We start from the raw sequence: 17,828 nt of genomic DNA on the forward strand, positions 1-17,828 counted from the left end.
CTTCGCGGGAGGAGACTTCATGACAACTCCGAATGGCAAGAGCCTCGGACTGGCCGCCTGTACTGCCATCGTGGTCGGAAACATGGTGGGTTCGGGCTTCTATCTCTCGCCGGCCGCAGTAGCGCCCTACGGCAATCTCGCCATCGTCGTCTGGATCGTCATGGGAGCCGGCGCGATCTGTCTCGGCCTCACATTCGCGCGGCTTGCCAGTCTCGTGCCGGCTGTCGGTGGCCCCTACGCCTACACACGGCTGGCCTACGGCGATTTTGCCGGCTTCCTCATTGCCTGGGGCTACTGGATTTCCATTTGGACATCGCTTCCCGTGATCGCCATCGCCTTCGCCGGCGTGATGATCGATCTCGTTCCCGCTTTTGCCAACCGCCTCGCAGCGACATTGCTGACGCTTGGGGTGATATGGGCGATCGTGCTGGTCAATCTTCGCGGCGTTCATGCGGCGGCCCTGTTTGCGCAGGTTACCACCTATGCCAAGCTCATGCCCTTTGGCGCTGTCGCTATCATCGGTCTTCTCTTCATCGACACCTCCCATTTCGCGGAGTTCAACCCCAGCGGCCAGCCGCTGCTAAAGTCGGTCGCGGCCTTGGCGCCGCTGACCATGTTTGCTTATCTCGGGCTGGAATCAGCAACAGTTCCCGCTGGCGATGTTCGGGACGCGAGACGAACCATTCCCCGCTCGACCGTTCTCGGAATTTCCATCGCTGCGGCTCTTTATGTGCTGGGCACCATCGTCGTCCTTGGTGTCGTGCCCCGGGAACAGCTCGTGCATTCCGTCGCGCCGTTTTCCGAAGCTGCGGGGATCATGTGGGGGCGCGGCGGGGAACTGGCAATATCGGTCGCAGTCTTGCTGTCATCGATCGGCGCCCTGAACGGCTGGACGCTGCTGATGGGGCAGGTTCCGATGGCTGCTGCCCGGGACGGGCTCTTCCCTCCCCTGTTCGCACGGCTCTCGAGCCGGGGCGTCCCGGCGGTTGGCATGATTGTCTCGGCATCATTTGCGACCATGCTGGTGCTCGTTCAAGCTTTCGGGTCGGAGGGTTTTGCTGCGGTCTATCGGCTCATGGTCGGGCTGAGCACCATGACTGCCGTCGTCCCCTATGCCTTCTGCTCGCTGGCCGGAAGCCTTGTAGCAGCCGGTGTGACCAAGGAGCGACGAATGCCGCGCGTCACCGCAATCGAGCTCATCGCCTTCATTTTCGCGATATTCACGCTCTATGGGTCCGGCGCCGAGCCGGTCCTCTATGGTCTCGTTCTGCTCATGCTTGGGATCCCGGTTTACGTCTGGCAGAGAAGAAACACGTCCGCCATGCAGGTGGACAGTGAAGAAACGGCAGCGGGTGCTGCGACACACCCGGCCGTATCCTGATAATTTCACATTGAAACCTGCGTCGCCCTCAAGCGTACCAGCTCAGGCCGGTGAAACCACTGCTGATGATCGTTCCGCGCTCGCCGCGCACCATGGCAGCTATATCCGCCAGGGCGCCGATTGCCGTGCTCTTTCCGCTGGCCTGAGCAAAATGGCAGGCGGCATCGACCTTCGGGCCCATCGAACCGGCCGGGAAGGAAAATTGCCTGAGATCGTCAGGCCGGGCTTTATGGATGGACTTCTGAGACGGCTTGCCCCAGTCCGTGCAGACGGCCTGGGCGTCTGTTGCCAGGATGAGGAGGTCGGCATCAAGTTCGCGCGCCAAAAGTTCTGAGCACAAATCCTTGTCGATCACGGCTTCGACGCCGATGAGCTTCCGGTCGCTGCCTTTTTCGTACATCGTCGGGATACCACCGCCGCCGGCACAAATGACGATCGTCCGCTGCTCCAGCAGCCACCGCACCGGACGGACCTCAAAGATGCGCTTCGGCAGCGGTGATGCGACCACACGCCGCCACTTTTCACCATCCTGCTTGAACACCCAGCCCTTCTCCGTGCGGATGCGCTCGGCATCCGCCTTCTCATAGATCGGGCCGACGAACTTGGTCGGGTTGCTGAAGCCCGGATCGTCGGCATCGACCTCGACCATCGTCAGAAGCGTTGCCAGTGGCTGCTCGAACGGCAGCAAATTGCCGAGTTCTTGTTCCAGCATGTAGCCGATCATGCCCTCGGTTTCCGCCCCCAGCACATCGAGCGGATAGGCCTCGTCAGGCTTGTAGGCCGCGCCCTGAAGCGCGAGCAGCCCGACCTGAGGCCCGTTGCCGTGGGTTATGATCAACTCATGTTCGGCCGCCAACGGCGCGATCGCTTCCGCAGCGATGCGCGCATTCCGCCGCTGGACATCCGCGGTCATGGCCTCTCCACGCCGGAGAAGGGCATTGCCGCCAAGCGCAATAACCACACGCATTTTAGTCTCCCAGAGTGGCGACAAGCAGCGCCTTGATTGTGTGCAGGCGGTTTTCGGCCTGCTCGAAGGCGATATTGGCTTCGGACTCGAAGACGTCATTGGTCACTTCGAGGCCGTTGCTCATGCCGTAGTCCTCGGCAATCTGCTTGCCCAACGTCGTCTCGGTATCGTGGTATGCCGGCAGGCAATGCATGAACTTCGTCTGAAAATTGCCCGTTGCCTTCATCAAGGCGTCGTTGACCTGGTAAGGCGTCAACAATTTGATGCGTTCGCGCCAGACGTCCTTCGGCTCGCCCATCGAGACCCAGACATCCGTGTGAATGAAATCGACACCTTGCACGGCCTCCTTGGGGTCGTCGGTAACGAGCAGGCGCGCACCGGATTTCTCCTTCAGGTCCTCGGCGATTTTCATGTACTCCCGGGACGGCCAGAGCGATTTCGGGCCGCAGATGCGCACATCCATTCCCACCAGGCACCCGACGATCAGCAGCGAGTGCCCCATGTTCGAGCGCGTGTCGCCCACATAGGCATACTTGATGTCCGCAATCGGCTTGTCGCTGTGCTCGCGCATGGTCATCACGTCGGCCAGCATCTGCGTTGGATGGTATTCATCCGTCAGACCGTTATAGACCGGCACGCCTGCAAAACGGGCGAGTGTCTCCACGCCCTGCTGCGCAGCTCCGCGATATTCGATGGCATCAAACATGCGGCCGAGAACGCGGGCAGTGTCCTTGAAGGATTCCTTGTGCCCGATCTGCGAACCGGACGGATCAAGATAGGTCACGTTGGCGCCCTGATCCGAACAGGCAACTTCGAAGGCGCATCTGGTGCGCGTGGAGGTTTTCTCGAAAATCAGACAGATTTCCTTGCCTTTCAGGTGCTCTTGCTCGGTGCGGGCATATTTGGCGCGCTTGAGGTCGCGGGCGAGATCGAGAAGGTATCGGAATTCCCGCGGGGTGTAGTCCTGCACGGTCAGAAGTGAACGATTGCGCAGATTGAAGCTCATTGTCTTGCTCCGTCGAGGCTGTTTCGTGGATGCGATGTGTCAGTATGCGGGGTCGCGCCATATCGGGCATGTCATGCAGTGCCCGCCGCCGCGGCCGCGGCCGAGTTCGGAGCCGCGAATGGTGATGACCTCAACGCCTGCTTTGCGCAGAAGCGTATTCGTGTACGTGTTGCGGTCGTAAGCGACGACCACGCCGGGCTCGAGCGCAACGACATTGTTGCCGTCGTCCCATTGTTCTCGTTCGGCCTGATAGGAATTGCCGCCGGTCTCGACTATGCGCAGCTGCGGCAAATCGAGCGCTTCGCTGACGACGTCGAGCATCGGGCGATTTTCGGGATGAATCTCGAATGTGCCCTCATCATCCTTGGGATACATGCTGTAGCAGCGGATCTGATCGACAACCTCGGCAAACAGCGTAACGACATCGCGATCGCAGAAACTGAAAACGGTATCGAGATGCATTGCCGCGCGGCTCTTCGGCATCAGACAGGCGATCACCCGCTTCACGGCATTGCCCCTGAACAGGGCCTGCGCCACTTGGCCGACTGCCTGATAGGTGGTGCGCTCGCCCATGCCGATTAGGACAGTGCCGTTCCCGATCGGCATGACGTCGCCACCCTCCATGGAGGCATTGGCAAACTGGCCGTCTGAATCACCCCACCAGATCCGGAAATCGCTCCCGAGAAAGATCGGGTGAAACTTGTAGATCGCGCGCTGGATCAGCGTCTCGGCGCGTCTTGCTGGCCAGAACATCGGGTTGCAGGTCACACCGCCGTAAATCCAGCAGGACGGATCACGCTGGAACAAGGTATTGGGAATCGGCGGGATGACAAACTCCGTTTCCTGCAAGGCGCTGAGCATCAGCGACTTTGCCTTGACATCCGGCAGGTCGGAAATCGCGATCCCGCCGATCATAAATGCGGCAAGCTGCGTGGCCGGCATTTCGTCAAGCCATGGCCGCATCGCCTCGGCGATCTGCGAGCCGAGCACATTCGGGGTGATGCGCCGATCCAATATGAAGTCTCGCGCCTGCTTGTTAGCGAGCGCCTGACCGAGCATATCGTGGAGTTCTAAAACCTCGACACCTCTCTCCTGCATTTTCAGGACAAAATCATAATGATCCTTCTGTGCCTCATGGACCCATAGGACGTCGTCAAAAAGCAGATCGTGGCAGTTTGCAGGCGTCAGCCGCTGATGTGCCAGAGACGGTCGGCACACCATGACGGTTCTCAGCTTTCCAACCTCGGAATGAACACCAAAACCACGCATGCGGTCCTCCCCGGTCTTTCGTATAGCGGCCGCGCCGCCGGCTCTTTGAACACAATCAAACGATTTTGGCCGGTCATGTCATTGATCGCAGACAAGGTGCGCTGCAGCATCCTGCGATTGGGCACATTCAATGGAGGCGTGAAACTTCGCCTCGATGGATCTGCCATATGCGCCAATGGGTGGGGTGGACTTCCAGTCGTTCACCGGTCATGGCATTCGCCCAACCATCAGGCAGGCGCCGACATGGAAAAATCAGGGCATCAACGCCTTGATCGCCGATGACGGCGAGTTCTATATCCTCTTCGAATGGAGCTTCGACAATCAACCGCCACATCACCGAATCCTCCACGACGATGCACCAGCATCAACTGGATAGAACATCCTCTCGGCTTGCCAGCACTCGGCCGACGTGCTTACTCCTCAAGCGCTTTGCACTTGTCGCGACTACGCTTGCCTGTCCCAACTCGGCGATGAGGCGATCAATGGCGATTTCACGGGCGGAAAAACATCCTGTCAGTGCGACAATCGCTCATCCTATATAGAAAGTCAGATTGCCATTACGGGTCTGTGTCACCCATTCGATGACTTCAGACGCCAGTTTCTTGGCTTTCAGTTTGAACCAGCCACTTGTTGGAACGGGCGGCCGCCCATTTGCTTGCCATAGTAGCGGAACAATCACGCCCGGGCATTGCGCCGGATCAATGGGAATGAGGAAGTCCAAGATATCGCGAGCTTCTCGCTGGGGGGCGCAAGACGACAATAGAGCCTACGCGATGCTACACCGCTCATCCGTTCAAAGGTGGTAATCTTGCATCATTATCGACGAGCAAAACGGTCCAGCGACTGCATAACTTCTCGGATGAGCGCAGGAGACCATCATGTCCATCAAGATGGAAACGCCGCATGTTGCAGAGTACGGTCCTGACGTTTCAACTATGGTCGAAGGGGACTCGTTCATACTAGGGCGCAGCCAACCTTCACGCGTGCTCCGCGAGGAAGATGAAGCGCCCAGGATGGACTGGATCCGGAAGCTCTACGAACACATGCCGGATGCGGTGTTTTTTATCACCGACAGCCATCATATTTCGGCCTGCAACAAAACGGCAGTCGCCCTGTTTGGCTACGACGAAAGCGAATTGGTCGGCCGCAAGATCGACTTCGTCTGGCGCTCGACACCAGATGTTCAACTAAGAGGACGCTGGGCAGACCAAGGCGCAGCGCGCGCCGGTCTTGCCATCACCAAAGGCGGTGCTCAATTCCCGACTGCCCTTACAATCATCAGGGGGCAGGATGCAAAGGAAGGCTTCACTGCAGCGATTTTCGAGGACTTCCGCGCCGAGCGCGAGACATTGCAGCAGGTTCAGGAGCTTCAATGCGAGATTGCCCGCCTCGCAAGAATAACCGCGCTAGGGGAAATGGCATCGACCCTTGCCCATGAGCTTTCACAACCGCTCTCGTCAATCGCTGCTTATTCGCAGGGATGCAGACGCCTCGTCATGAATGATCACCGTCGATGCGGCGAGAAGCTTCGCGAAGCCCTATCGGACATTACGCAACATGCTATGTGGGCAGGAACGATCGTCCAGAACATAAGAGACTTGGTAAAGCCCGGCGCTGGCGCAAGAAAACAGGAAGCGATGCACGAGTTGATCCATGAGGCGACCACACTCGCGTTCGTGGGATCACAGCGCAAGGGGCTCCATGCGGATCTCCGCCTCGAAGCGGCGTGGGACACGGTCATTGTCGACCGTGTCCAGATCGTGCAGGTGTTGACAAACCTTGTTCGCAATGCCCTCGAGGCAACCGACGATGTCGATCAGCCCCATATTGCGATCCGAACCAAATCCGACACATCTTCTCATCTCGTTGTCGAAGTGTCTGACAACGGCTGCGGTATCGCAGCCGAGATCGAGGAGGCATTGTTCCGTCCCTTCGTGACCAGTAAACCGCGCGGCCTCGGCATGGGGCTGGCCTTGTCCAAGCGCATTGTCGAAGCGCATGGAGGCCGCATAACTGCGCGCAAGGGGATGGATTGCGGTTCGATGCTCTGTTTCTCGCTTCCGCTGGCGGAGATCTAAACCGATGGCAAACGACCTCACGATCCATCTCGTTGACGACGAGGAGTCGCTCAGACGGTCGGTGACATTCCTATTGGTATCGGCAGGTTTTGCCGTTCGCGCGCATAGCTGCGCAAAGGCGTTTCTCGAACTTCTGCCCCTTTCCGGGAGGAACTGCCTTGTTACCGACCTCCGCATGCCGCATATCGACGGCATCGAACTGCTCCACCGCTTGCACGATTTCAACACGGACGTTCCGACGATCGTTATCACCGGCCAGGGCGATGTTGCCACAGCCGTTCTGGCGATGAAGGCCGGAGCATCAGACTTCCTGGAAAAACCTCTCAAAGAAGAAGCGTTGATGGCAGCCATCAACGGAGCGATGGGACAAAGACGTCCCGGCAGGGCGATTGCCGATCCCGAAAGTGTGGCGGCACGACTTCGTCAACTCACGGACCGCGAACACCAAGTCCTCATCGGCGTGCTTGACGGCCTGCAGAACAAGATGATCGCCTATCATCTAGGCATCAGTTCGCGGACGGTGGAAGTCCACCGTGCCAATGTGATGGCAAAAATGGGCGCGCGCAACCTGACGGAGCTCATGTGGATGGCCATTACTATTGACGCGACCGGACAGCGATCTGAAATCGAGAGGGGCGCGCCCGCCGTCCACATATTGCCCCACCTTCGCTGATCGGAAAGCAATCCTTGCAAGCAAAGACATGTAGGATATGATGCGTTAGAAGATGCTTAAATAATAGCGCGATCTTGTCGTGGGGGCGGGGCGGTCATGGGAAGCGCAAAGGTCAACACTTTCCGCAGTTTTGAGCCGACAGCAGACGAAATCTGCCTGCAAGTCGAGCGCATCCTCATGAGCGAGGAATTTCACACCCCGAAACGCGGGCGAAATTTCCTGGAATTTGTCGTCAACGAGACACTTGCGGGTCGATCGGGGTTTTTGAAGGCGTTTACGATAGCAAATATGGTTTTCGGCCGGGAAGCATCGTTCGATCCGCAAAACGATCCGGTCGTCCGGATCGAGGCCGGCCGAATAAGAAAAGCCCTCGAGCGCTACTACCTTGTCGCGGGCCAAGCGGACGAGGTCATCATTACCGTGCCGAAAGGCGGATATGTTCCCCATTTCGAATATGCTCAGGATGCGCTCGACCCCGTATCTGAGCCCGTATCTGAGAAAACGCTGGAAAAGTCGCCGGCCGGGGGACTGGATGATCAAGACGATCCGCTTCCGGACATAGGTCGCAGAGCGAGGCCAGTCGCTCTTGGCCTTGGAGCCACTCTCGTCACCGTTCTTGCGCTTCTGCTCCTCGCTCTTGCTGGCGCACTTTCGGTTTCGCGGAATGTTTCAAGCCGGGCACCGCCGCCGGGATCAGCGGAACCAAAAGTGGTTGTCGATTTTTTTGCCGAAAGCGGCCTCATTGGCGCCGGTTCGGACATCGCGCGTGGCCTGAGGGACGACGTCATCGGCCAACTCGCTCAGTTTGATGACATCGTCGTGGTTACCGGCTCGATACGCGGCGAACCTGCTGACGGCGCCGCCTATGCGCTCCAAGGCAATGTCCAGCTCGATGGCAGCAGGATGCGTGCCGCTGCGAGGTTGGTGCGTCAATCCGATGGTGCCGTCATATGGGCCGACAATTATGATGCTAATCTCGATGTTCAAAACAAGCTTGTGATTCAAGCCGATGTCGCCGGGAAAATCGCCAGCGCGATTGCACAGCCCTATGGCGCTATCTTCCAAGCCGATACGGAAACGATCGCCAGGCCTGCGGAGAATGGCGGCTCGGACGCCTATGCCTGCACCTTGATCTATTACAGCTACCGGCAGACCATGACTGAACAAAGCCATCGGAAAGCACGCGAATGCCTGCAACAGACAACCCAGCGTTTTCCCGATAACGCATCCTCTTGGGCCCTCCTGTCCATGGTCTATCTTGACGAGATACGTTTTCGCTACAAACTCGGCACGCCAGCTTCAGCCCAGCCCCTCGAACTGGCGATTGCTGCGGTGGAACGGGCAATATCGCTGGCGCCCGGCAATCCGCGCGTGCTTCGGGCTCAGATGCTGGTGAGCTTCTTCAGAGGGGATATCGGGAAGGCGCTGACGGCCGGGACCTCTGCCTATGCCGCAAATCCAGACGATGTCGAAGTTGCAGGCGAATACGGCTCCCGCCTTGCGATGTCAGGAAAATGGCAATCAGGTTGCGAATTGCTGTCGATCGCTCTCAGCAGGAACGCCGGACCTAAAGGTTTTTATGAGGTTGGCATGGCTTTATGCGCCTTCATGCGAGGCGATATCGAAGCGGCGGAGCAGTGGTCGCGACGGTCCGATCTCGATGGCAACCCCATGCACCATCTCTTGCTGCTGTCCATTCTCGGGACCGCTGGAAAGACGAATGAAGCCAGACTGGAACGGGAATGGCTCAACACCCACGCACCGGAAATGATGGGCAATGTCCATGCGGAGATCTCTCTGCGTTTGCAAAGACCGGAAGACCAGGAGCTGTTCCTCAACGGCCTGCGCGCCGCGGGAATGGTCATTTCTCCTGTCAACACGCCAAGATAGTTACGGGTCAGGGCTCTGCGTCGCCAAACTTGCGAAATTTTGAAATCTCCATCGCGATTTGCACGGCGATGTCGTCCTCGACATCGAGAATCGTCTGGCCACTCAGATCGCGATCATATTGATTTGCCCAGACGACTACCCCGTCGGCGCCGTCTATCAGGCGGATATGCAGATGCACGACCGTGCTTTCGACAAGTGCACTTCCTTGCAGGTTGAAATGCGGTCCGCTCGTTACCGCGCCGGAGCGGCCTGGAGTAAGCACGACCAGGTTTTGCACCTCCATGAGTTTTGAAATCAGCTGATCGCCCAGTCCCTTTGCAAAATTAGCTGTCTGCGCCGTGCCGTCGAGGGCGACGAGGGGGTCGACAGCAATCCTGATCCTGTTCGTCGGCGTTGAGGCAACAGGGGTCCGGGTCGCTTGCGGTGGTGATAGGTAGGATTCGAGGGGGCGAATGAGGGCTAAGATCGCCATTGCCCCGAATAGTGCAGGGACACCAATCGGCAGCAGAAGATGGCGATAGGTCGTTGGCCCCTGCTGCCCAGTCTGTTTTTGTGGATTCTCGTGATCTTGCGAAGCGGCCACTTCGCTAGCAATCGACGTGTTTTCGCCGCTCGAAAACCGCGTCGCGTAGCCTCCTTTGGGAATTGTGATACGTATCGGGTCGTTGCTTCCACACACGAGGTAATATCGCTCGAGTGCGCGGCGGATACGGCCGGCCTCTATGCGTACGACCGGATCATTCTGGGCATCGAAGGACGCGTCGCGTCCGAAAACGACCTGCGCGATCATATAGGCCTTAAGCCGTTCGCTGTGCCCTTCAAGCGTCTCTTCAACAATATACTGTAGAAAGCGACGCCCGCGCTCGGGAGCATGGAATTGCGGGCTTGCGAGTATGCGTTCAAGCTGCTCGCGCACACTTGCCGGATCTTGAGATAAGTCGCGTTCCCCTCCATCTTCCGATGCCATACGACCTCCCACGACATTTTCGTGTCGCTCTCCCCAAAGGGCGAATGCCTTATACACCGTAGAGTAATCCGGGGCTTCCGTAGCAATACGTAAGGGGTATCTCGAATATCGGGTCCCGCGGCAATTGCTTATGCTCCGATGCGGATAGGGGCGACGCAGATGCTTCAAAATCACGCAATAAATTACACGACTGCTCGAGGCCACCGGTATGGAGGCGCAGCCGCTACAACCAAAGATCAGTCGATTAGGCTCAAGGCCGATGAGACGATCTACAGCGAAGGCGAACACGCGCTTACGATCTACCACGTAGAAGCGGGCGCTGTGCGGATCTACAGACTGACGGCCGCCGGACAGAGATACATTCTGTCGTTTTACGGAAAGGGCGAATGGTTCGGACTTGAAACGGGCGATATACGCACCGATTTCGCCGAAGCCGTCTGCGAAACCTGCGTCACGCCCTTTCGCGCCAATCATGACGCCGTCGTTCCCATCGATCTTCTGCACATTGCCTTGACGAATCTTGCCAAGGCGCAACACAAACAACTCGTCATCACCGAGCAGAGCGCACTGAAGCGCGTCGCGGCCTTTGTCTGCGAAATGGCCGACCGTCATCCAGGCGATTGCGAATTTGACATGATGATTTCCCGCAGCGATATCGCCGACTATCTTGGACTGACAGTCGAAACCGTTGCCCGCTGTTTCACGAAGCTCCGCGAAAAACGTATCCTTTGCCTGAACGGCAAACTGCAACGCATCGTTCGCCTTCTCGATCGCGATGCGCTGATCAGCCTCACGATCTAACGGCAAAGCATTCGCAGGTTCGATCTCCGAAAGAAGGACTTTGACGATGACGCATACATCTCGCCGGAAATCAGGCACATCGGGCAAAATGCTCTATGCAGGCTTGATATCGTTGGCCTTTCCCATGACGGCAGTTGTGGCGCAAGACAATCCGTTTGATCAGTTCCCGGTGGTTATCCAGTGCAAATACCACGAAACCTTTCACGCCTTTTATCTGTCGCGTGTGTCTCAAGATGGAACTGCAACCTATTCTGCATCCGACCGGATCGCCGGCACCATCACGATCGACGGCAAGGCAAAGGCAATAGGCGCTGAAGGCGGAGGCAGTTGTGTCGGCAAAACCTTGTCAGAGCTTCGCGCATCGCACCAGGCCTACGACCTGAAACGCTAGGGCATCGAATTGAAAATGAGAGATCCAGAGGATCTTTCGCATCCTGGCAAGGCTGCCCCCTGCAATCGCTGCGTCCTCGGACTCGATCGCGGTGGTCGGGCCGGAGGAGACGACGGTTAGTTCAGCCCTGAGCTTCATAAAGGTTTCTTGAACGCCTCGATGCGGTGAAGCCCAACGACTTATATGAAAAAATCCAAACCTCCGGCGTCGCGCTCCTCGACCGTCCGACGGACGCCGTCCTCAGCATCGGGCGGTAGGGTACGCCTCAGCATCACGGGTTTGCACCGGCCTAACGTGACTTACCCGGCAAATGAATGTTTGCCATTTCTTGTTTTGCAGTGCACAATATTTATTGCTAACAGGGACGTGAGCCGTTGAGAATTTGCATCTACAAATCAGATGAAGTTCCTGAAGTAACGCTGTTCTTACGAGAAGGCGTACCGGTGCCCGCACATCCGAAAAGCCAAAAGTGGCGGCACATAAAAGCAGTCGTTGGCAAAGAGGTAAGGGCGGACCTTCTGACGCAAATCGAGATCGGCAATGGATGTCTTTTTGTCAAGCTTGGGGCATCTCCGAAGCACTGATCTAGGCTGCTGGAGTTGAACGCTGTTCGGCCGCCATGGAAACATGCTCGCTCATTATCGTCCCCCGCTAGATCACCAATCGGCTGTCCTCAAGCAGCGCGCCGATAGCGGCGTGCATATCGCCCTTGTGATAGGCGACACCTCCTCATGCCCACGGCTTCGCTGATCGGCGGCTCGCGCATCTCCGCACTCCATATCTGAGTTTTCAGATTGGCAGCCGCCCCGCCGATGTTCTTATTATGTTCTCGTGAATTCAATAATCAATCTGGGTGAATTGCTTTTTAAGGCTTTGCTGATGAACTGCCATCATGACAAAGCCGCCCCGCAAGCCGTCCGAGCCGCTGCTCGGTGAAGCCTACGAGCAGCTCCGCAGCCGACCGCGTCGGCGGCGAGATCCCGCTCAGCCTAATCTTCCTCACGATCCGATGCCGGCGCGTATCGCGCCGCCTCGGCCGTCACGGAAGACAGGGTTTCAGATGACAGACGACCTGGAATTGAAGCAGGCCGAAGGTCAGCAATACCCGCAGGAGACGACCGACCGGGACATGGCTGCTGGCAACTACCTCAACACGGCGATCTTGCTGGGGATCCTGTTTATTGCAATCGTCTTCAGGTTCCACAAGATCACCTTGCCGCTGGTCGACGGCTTCAGCTGGCGCGAGATAAGCACTGCAATGATGGCCGACAATTTCCAGCAGCGCAGCTGGAACATCTTCTTTCCGGAAGTCAGTTGGACCGGGCCCGGGCCAAGCTATCAGGGCCGCGAGTTCCAGATCGTCAGCTATCTCACAGCCCTGCTCTACCAACTCTTCGGTTGGCACGACTGGTTCGGCCGCATGGTTGCGGCCTTCTTCGGTCTCGTGACGGTGTTTTCGTTGCACAGGCTAACGGCCCTCTGCTGGGACGAGATGCGTGCCCACGCGGCGGCACTTGCCTACGCGCTGATGCCGGCGGCAATCATGATCGACAGCTCGTTTCTTCCCGATCCCGCGATGCTGGCCTTAGTGACCCTTGGCGTCTGGCTGTTCGCCAAATACTGGGCCGGCGGCAGCGGCTGGCTCTTGCCGCTCGCCACGGTCAGCTTCTCGCTCGGTGTGCTGTCAAAGCCACCAGGCATCGCTGCCGGTGCCGTCATCTTCTATCTGATGGTCTGCTGGATTCTGGAGAAGAAGCGAAAGCAGGCGACCTGGGTCTTCCTGTCGGGGCTTTTGAGCCTGGCCATCATCGGCGCTTATTTCAGCTGGGCGATTTATCTCGGCCGCAGCTATCCGCCGTTTCATGTCGCCGGCAGCGGCGGCTATATCTGGGATTACGGCTTCTGGACATATGTCAGGGACAGGTTCTACTTCAAATCCGTGTGGAACACCTCGGTCCTGTGGTTCTACGGCTATCCGTTCATGGTGCTGCTCGCGGTCGGCTTGTGGATGCCGGCCAGCCTCGCCGAAGACCCGAAGCAACGCACCCTTTCGGCCATTCCCTATGTGTGGCTGGCTGCCGCCCTAATCATCTATCTGGCAGCGGCGGGCGAAATCACCAGCAATGTGTGGAATCTCCACATCTTCCATGTGCCGGTCGCGATGTTCTGCGGTCGCGGCGCGCTTCTTCTGGCAACGCTTGCATCGAGAACCATTCTAACGCCGGCGGTGATGCTTCGCTCGATCTGCATCGTGGCGCTCACGCTTGCCTGGTCGACCTTGCCGCTCGTCAGGACGATGAAGAAGCCGATCGCCATGAACGGCAAGCTGCTTGGCGAGGAACTGGCGCGGTTGGCGCAACCGGGCGATCTCGTCGTCGCCATCGCCCCCGAGGTCGGCGATCCCGTCGCAGTCTACTACAGCAGGGCGCGCGGCTGGGTATTCCCGCCTGGCGGAGGCGATGCGGAATGGTCGAAATTCGTCGCGGATGACGCCACTGCGATCGCGCAGCTCGAGGAACTGCGCGCGCAGGGCGCGGACCTGTTCGGCGTGGCCAAGAACGCCACCGACAAGCAGGACCTGCTGTTCATCGAGCATCATGATGGGGTTGTCGACTATCTCGACAAGACCGCAACCAAGCTTGTGGATTCGGCTGGTTTACTGATCTACAGGATCACCCGCCCATGAGAGCCGCGACAGGCTGGGGCCGTGGGCCTTGCCTTCCCTCGGAAAAGGAAGCGCCAAATCGCGCCGGTCGTCCGCCACACAGACTATTGGCCGCATGAACTCGCCCTAATCCGTCGGACACGCTCTGGGTTGTTCACCGCTGACGATCTTTGGGAAAGCGCGCTTAAGCTAATTTAGCGAAAACTTCCTGCCCATGTAAGCACGGATAGGTTTATCGAAGTGGGTGAATAGAAAATGTGCTGCAGCAATAGCAGCTAAGAGCGTGCCGCTCACCGTGATTGCCAATGGTATGACGCCATCGCTAGCGCTTTGGAACTGAGCGCCAAGTCGAATAATAGGCTGGTGAATAGCGTAGAGCGGATAAGACAACAATCCGAAGTATGCCGCGAGTGGCCGCTCCTCGTTGGGCGGAACTGCCGCTGCCAGAGCGACAACGACTGGAATTATAATAGTGATACAGAAAAAATCGTATAACCCCCTGGGGACGGAAAACGGAAGGAATAGAACCACGATCAGGATAAAAAGCGGAATCTGAGGCGGGACCCTCCCGACGCGATGATTGATGTTCCAGCGAAAAATCAGAACACCGGCAAAAAATGAAAAACCGACTCTGACAAAACCTTCAAGGAATGTTCGCCAGTTCGAAAATCCAACTGGACCAATTGTACCCTCGATGCCGACAATTTGGAAAAGCGCGACCGCGAAGAATGCGAGAAACGCGACATCGCCCCATAAGCGAATTTTACGGCGAGCGGCCGATCCGTAAACGACGCTGGCGACCATTTCAAAGCAGAGTGACCAGAGTGGGCTGTTAATCGAGAACGCTTCTTGCCCCGCCAGTAGTCCCAAGGGCAGGAGAAGTAATGCACCCACGGTAAGAATTGGGATGTCGTGGAGAGAAATATGCGGTTCTGAAGCAAATACCGCCGCAAGAACGCCTACGGCAACACCGACCACGATCATGGGATAGAGGCGCGCCAGGCGCTTCAGGAAAAATGCACTGCTCCGCAAACCACCGGACCTTAGTTTTTGGTCATACCCGTTTGCGAGAACAAAACCGCTAAGGCAAAAAAAGAAATCCACGGCGAGATAGGCGTAAGAGCCAAGGCTGAAACCGAAGATCTGGCTCGCATGCAAGAGGACAACGGATAGCGCAGCTACCCCTCGAAGTTCGTCCAGAAACGCAATGTGGTTCGTCAATTTACCGGCCCTGCTACCGGAGGTCACATTGCCAAGTCTTCGTTTGCAACCGATTAACGGATGACCTGTTTTCTGGCTGACGGCTTGCATGCATAGCAGCCGCGGAGGTGAAAGACGCTAACAACAACGGGACGAACGCCGCACTCGATGACGGTGCCGCCGCACGGATAAAGCGCGAAGCATAGGCTAGGTTAAGCGCCTAGGCAGCGGCACGTATCCCGCGCTGTGGAATGCCTTACCATCGTCGCACCACGACCGGATCAATGTTGATCCGGTCGCAGAATCACAGTGCGGTCTATTTCCTGGATGCAGCGTCTTCAATGACCTTCGCGACTTTATCGGGATGAGAGACCATCACGACGTGAGACGCGCCTTTAACCACAACCGTCTCTTTCGAGCCCGCCCGCTCCGCCATCCATGCGAGCGCTGCCGGCGGTATGTTCTTATCCGCGTCACCATAGACGAACCAAGACGGGATCTTCCTCCAGCTCGCCGCAGTCGAGGCCTCGCCAAGAGCCTTATCAGTGATGGGGCGCTGTGTTGCGGCCATCAGCTTGCCCTCCGCCTTGGATACATCTGCAGCGAATTGATCGTGAAACGCGCTCTGCTTGATGTACAGGTCCTTTACTCCACCATCCAACGGGACGGGCTCGTCAAGGGTCGGTGCGAGCGTGCTTCCCGGAAACTTACCTGAAAGCGCAACGGCGGTTTCTCCGACATCAGGCGCGAAGGCCGCGACGAAGACGAGCGATTTGACGTTGGCGCTGTCTGCTGCTGCCTCATTGATGACTGAGCCACCGTAGGAGTGACCGACGAGAACAACGTCCGTCTTCAGTCCCGCCACCACTTTGCGCACGTAATCGCCATCCGACGTCACGCTTCGAAGCGGATTAGCAACCGCCACCACCGGATATCCATCCTTTTCCAAACGTGTAATTACGCCATTCCAGCTGGAGGCGTCGGCGAATGCGCCATGCACCAGCACGACCGTCGGCTTCTCGGCGGCGTAGGCATTCAAAAAGCTTCCCGCAGTGATTGCGGCGGCGGCGACAAACATCTTCAACATAGCTTAACTCCTTTTGTATCGCGTACGATTATTTAATGCACAATATTTTAGAAAGCAAGTCTTGGAATCCCGTTCACCTCGATTTGAAGATTGCGATGAGCCTTTGAGGTCGCGCTCATTGCTCAGACCAGGCCCGACAACTATGCCGGCCTATTGCCACATCCGGCTCGAACTCGACAAAACTCTTGCGATTCCGCCGGGCCTGGCCACTTGTCGTATTCAAAGGCGCCAGGGCTCTAATTGCAGCCAGGCGAAAGTTCAGTGGCAGATCAGTTAATCCCCTGCCGGCCGGGAGAGAAACCGCACAGCCTACTCCCCCATCGATTGGTAGAGCCAGTCGGATAGCTTTTCGGTCGCCACCCGTGCACCTGCCTCAGGAAGCAGCGCGTCTTCAGTCAATTCAACCCCGAAATACGATGCGGATGGATCCGTCACCACCTGCCGCTCATCCTCATTCGCGGTGAGATAGATCCGGGCGATTTCGTCGATACCGAATTGTTCCGGGCCGCTGATTTCGGCGATATCGTCCAAGGGCGCTCCGACTGCCAATTCCGCCAGCAATGCGGCGACGTCGCTCGCTGCGACCGGCCTCATGAACGCCGGGGGCAATCGAAACACATCGCCATCAGCACCGGTATCGATCAATCCGCTGATGAACTCGTAAAACTGTGTGGAGCGGAGAATAGTGTAGGGTCGGCCTGAAGCCCTGATGAGATTTTCCTGCACCATTTTCGCGCGAAAATAATCGCCTTCCACGAGACGAGGCGTGCCGACAACAGAGAGTGCAAGATAGTGCCTGACGCCAGCCTCGGTCGCGGCCGCGAGCAAATTCTTCGTCGAAGCCTTGAAAAAATCCAGTGCAGCACGGTCGCCGAATGATGCGGCATTGGTCACATCGACAATGACTTCGGTTCCCGCCACGGCCGCTTCGAGACCCTTGCCCGAAACCGTATCGACACCCAGCGACAATGATGCGGCCATTACCTCGTGACCTGAGCGGCGCAAGTTCTCGCTGAGCCGCGTTCCGATAAGGCCGCTTGCTCCAACCACCGTGATTTTCATATCAGCATCCTCCATCGCATGCCGTCTTCCCAAACCGCGGCACCCTTTCGGGCGACATGCATTATAGCCGCCGAGTTGCGCGGCGCGAACGGCGACACAATGACCGGAAAGCCAGACCCCTTCCACTATGTAAGAGGTCTAGCGGCTTAGACTTGGGATATAGCGGAGCCATCCCGAAGGTTAGGAAGACCAATCGGCAAGACGGAACGACATGCCGGTCTTCGTTCGCGCGGAAAATTCCGACCCGGCGCGGCGGCTACATCCCCGCGCAATGCATGGGTTTCCATGAGTTGCGGTTGCAATGTGGCGGGGTTACGGTTCGAATATGAGCCCGCCAGACCCGAAATTGAGAACAACGACAGTACGAAACGCTGACGATCCCCTGACTTTG

At 57.6% G+C, this 17,828-nt stretch carries 16 protein-coding genes; 8 read left to right on the forward strand and 8 right to left on the reverse strand.

What is annotated here, in order from left to right:
- The first annotated feature begins 19 nt into the window (after positions 1 to 19).
- Complete coding sequence (locus BS629_RS36240) at positions 20 to 1,381, forward strand: amino acid permease (RefSeq protein WP_018245779.1); 1,362 nt, start codon at positions 20 to 22, stop codon at positions 1,379 to 1,381.
- Between the two features lie 28 nt (positions 1,382 to 1,409).
- Here the strand turns inward: BS629_RS36240 and arcC are convergent, their stop codons facing one another.
- From arcC to arcA, 3 genes are read right to left on the reverse strand one after another with little or no spacing between them, the layout of a single operon-like run.
- On the reverse strand, positions 1,410 to 2,348 hold the full coding sequence (gene arcC, locus BS629_RS36245) for a carbamate kinase (protein ID WP_018245780.1): 939 nt from the start codon (positions 2,346 to 2,348) through the stop codon (positions 1,410 to 1,412).
- Position 2,349: 1 nt separating this feature from the next.
- Positions 2,350 to 3,354 carry an ornithine carbamoyltransferase gene (locus tag BS629_RS36250; protein ID WP_018245781.1) on the reverse strand — a complete coding sequence of 335 codons (1,005 nt, stop codon included), beginning with the start codon at positions 3,352 to 3,354 and terminating at the stop codon, positions 2,350 to 2,352.
- A 39-nt stretch (positions 3,355 to 3,393) separates the two neighbouring features.
- Complete coding sequence (gene arcA, locus BS629_RS36255) at positions 3,394 to 4,623, reverse strand: arginine deiminase (protein ID WP_018516608.1); 1,230 nt, start codon at positions 4,621 to 4,623, stop codon at positions 3,394 to 3,396.
- Between the two features lie 154 nt (positions 4,624 to 4,777).
- On the opposite strand from arcA, the gene BS629_RS40410 reads away from it, so the two are divergent.
- Complete coding sequence (locus BS629_RS40410; protein WP_018245783.1) at positions 4,778 to 4,999, forward strand: hypothetical protein; 222 nt, start codon at positions 4,778 to 4,780, stop codon at positions 4,997 to 4,999.
- Between the two features lie 153 nt (positions 5,000 to 5,152).
- Here the strand turns inward: BS629_RS40410 and BS629_RS39445 are convergent, their stop codons facing one another.
- Positions 5,153 to 5,344 carry a hypothetical protein gene (locus tag BS629_RS39445; protein WP_163925754.1) on the reverse strand — a complete coding sequence of 64 codons (192 nt, stop codon included), beginning with the start codon at positions 5,342 to 5,344 and terminating at the stop codon, positions 5,153 to 5,155.
- Between the two features lie 157 nt (positions 5,345 to 5,501).
- On the opposite strand from BS629_RS39445, the gene BS629_RS36265 reads away from it, so the two are divergent.
- The 3 genes from BS629_RS36265 (at position 5,502) to BS629_RS36275 (ending at position 9,264) form a co-directional block, all read left to right on the forward strand.
- Positions 5,502 to 6,701: a sensor histidine kinase gene (locus BS629_RS36265; RefSeq protein WP_018245784.1), complete on the forward strand. Its 1,200-nt coding sequence runs from the start codon at positions 5,502 to 5,504 to the stop codon at positions 6,699 to 6,701.
- Positions 6,702 to 6,705: 4 nt separating this feature from the next.
- Positions 6,706 to 7,374, forward strand: a complete 669-nt coding sequence (locus BS629_RS36270; RefSeq protein ID WP_018245785.1) for a response regulator transcription factor — start codon at positions 6,706 to 6,708, stop codon at positions 7,372 to 7,374.
- Positions 7,375 to 7,470: 96 nt separating this feature from the next.
- Positions 7,471 to 9,264, forward strand: coding sequence for a membrane protein (locus BS629_RS36275; RefSeq protein ID WP_018245786.1), 1,794 nt, complete (start codon positions 7,471 to 7,473; stop codon positions 9,262 to 9,264).
- A gap of 7 nt (positions 9,265 to 9,271) precedes the next feature.
- Here BS629_RS36275 and BS629_RS36280 read toward each other — a convergent pair whose 3' ends face one another.
- Positions 9,272 to 10,231: a membrane protein gene (locus tag BS629_RS36280; protein ID WP_018245787.1), complete on the reverse strand. Its 960-nt coding sequence runs from the start codon at positions 10,229 to 10,231 to the stop codon at positions 9,272 to 9,274.
- A gap of 159 nt (positions 10,232 to 10,390) precedes the next feature.
- Here BS629_RS36280 and BS629_RS36285 point away from each other — a divergent pair, with 159 nt between their 5' ends.
- From BS629_RS36285 to BS629_RS36300, 3 genes are all read left to right on the forward strand, one after another.
- Positions 10,391 to 11,032, forward strand: a complete 642-nt coding sequence (locus BS629_RS36285) for a helix-turn-helix domain-containing protein (protein ID WP_018245788.1) — start codon at positions 10,391 to 10,393, stop codon at positions 11,030 to 11,032.
- A gap of 88 nt (positions 11,033 to 11,120) precedes the next feature.
- Positions 11,121 to 11,423, forward strand: a complete 303-nt coding sequence (locus BS629_RS36290; protein WP_018245789.1) for a hypothetical protein — start codon at positions 11,121 to 11,123, stop codon at positions 11,421 to 11,423.
- Between the two features lie 1,060 nt (positions 11,424 to 12,483).
- On the forward strand, positions 12,484 to 14,109 hold the full coding sequence (locus tag BS629_RS36300) for an ArnT family glycosyltransferase (protein WP_018245790.1): 1,626 nt from the start codon (positions 12,484 to 12,486) through the stop codon (positions 14,107 to 14,109).
- Between the two features lie 168 nt (positions 14,110 to 14,277).
- Here BS629_RS36300 and BS629_RS36305 read toward each other — a convergent pair whose 3' ends face one another.
- The 3 genes from BS629_RS36305 to BS629_RS36315 form a co-directional block, all read right to left on the reverse strand.
- Positions 14,278 to 15,336: an acyltransferase family protein gene (locus BS629_RS36305; RefSeq protein WP_018516606.1), complete on the reverse strand. Its 1,059-nt coding sequence runs from the start codon at positions 15,334 to 15,336 to the stop codon at positions 14,278 to 14,280.
- Positions 15,337 to 15,604: 268 nt separating this feature from the next.
- On the reverse strand, positions 15,605 to 16,375 hold the full coding sequence (locus BS629_RS36310) for an alpha/beta fold hydrolase (protein ID WP_018245792.1): 771 nt from the start codon (positions 16,373 to 16,375) through the stop codon (positions 15,605 to 15,607).
- A gap of 309 nt (positions 16,376 to 16,684) precedes the next feature.
- Positions 16,685 to 17,437 (reverse strand): SDR family oxidoreductase, encoded by a 753-nt coding sequence (locus tag BS629_RS36315; protein ID WP_026188707.1) that lies wholly within the window; start codon positions 17,435 to 17,437, stop codon positions 16,685 to 16,687.
- Between the last annotated feature and the right edge of the window lie 391 nt (positions 17,438 to 17,828).

The organism is Rhizobium leguminosarum bv. viciae USDA 2370 (assembly GCF_002008365.1).
GTDB lineage: Bacteria > Pseudomonadota > Alphaproteobacteria > Rhizobiales > Rhizobiaceae > Rhizobium > Rhizobium leguminosarum.

What these genes read in the sequence shown, in the direction of transcription:
- BS629_RS36240 (WP_018245779.1), top strand. Translation starts at nt 20, where the DNA reads ATGACAACTCCGAATGGCAAGAGCCTCGGACTGGCCGCCTGTACTGCC.
- arcC (WP_018245780.1), bottom strand. Translation starts at nt 2,348, where the DNA reads ATGCGTGTGGTTATTGCGCTTGGCGGCAATGCCCTTCTCCGGCGTGGA.
- BS629_RS36250 (WP_018245781.1), bottom strand. Translation starts at nt 3,354, where the DNA reads ATGAGCTTCAATCTGCGCAATCGTTCACTTCTGACCGTGCAGGACTAC.
- arcA (WP_018516608.1), bottom strand. Translation starts at nt 4,623, where the DNA reads ATGCGTGGTTTTGGTGTTCATTCCGAGGTTGGAAAGCTGAGAACCGTC.
- BS629_RS40410 (WP_018245783.1), top strand. Translation starts at nt 4,778, where the DNA reads ATGGATCTGCCATATGCGCCAATGGGTGGGGTGGACTTCCAGTCGTTC.
- BS629_RS36265 (WP_018245784.1), top strand. Translation starts at nt 5,502, where the DNA reads ATGTCCATCAAGATGGAAACGCCGCATGTTGCAGAGTACGGTCCTGAC.
- BS629_RS36270 (WP_018245785.1), top strand. Translation starts at nt 6,706, where the DNA reads ATGGCAAACGACCTCACGATCCATCTCGTTGACGACGAGGAGTCGCTC.
- BS629_RS36275 (WP_018245786.1), top strand. Translation starts at nt 7,471, where the DNA reads ATGGGAAGCGCAAAGGTCAACACTTTCCGCAGTTTTGAGCCGACAGCA.
- BS629_RS36280 (WP_018245787.1), bottom strand. Translation starts at nt 10,231, where the DNA reads ATGGCATCGGAAGATGGAGGGGAACGCGACTTATCTCAAGATCCGGCA.
- BS629_RS36285 (WP_018245788.1), top strand. Translation starts at nt 10,391, where the DNA reads ATGCTTCAAAATCACGCAATAAATTACACGACTGCTCGAGGCCACCGG.
- BS629_RS36290 (WP_018245789.1), top strand. Translation starts at nt 11,121, where the DNA reads ATGCTCTATGCAGGCTTGATATCGTTGGCCTTTCCCATGACGGCAGTT.
- BS629_RS36300 (WP_018245790.1), top strand. Translation starts at nt 12,484, where the DNA reads ATGACAGACGACCTGGAATTGAAGCAGGCCGAAGGTCAGCAATACCCG.
- BS629_RS36310 (WP_018245792.1), bottom strand. Translation starts at nt 16,375, where the DNA reads ATGTTGAAGATGTTTGTCGCCGCCGCCGCAATCACTGCGGGAAGCTTT.
- BS629_RS36315 (WP_026188707.1), bottom strand. Translation starts at nt 17,437, where the DNA reads ATGAAAATCACGGTGGTTGGAGCAAGCGGCCTTATCGGAACGCGGCTC.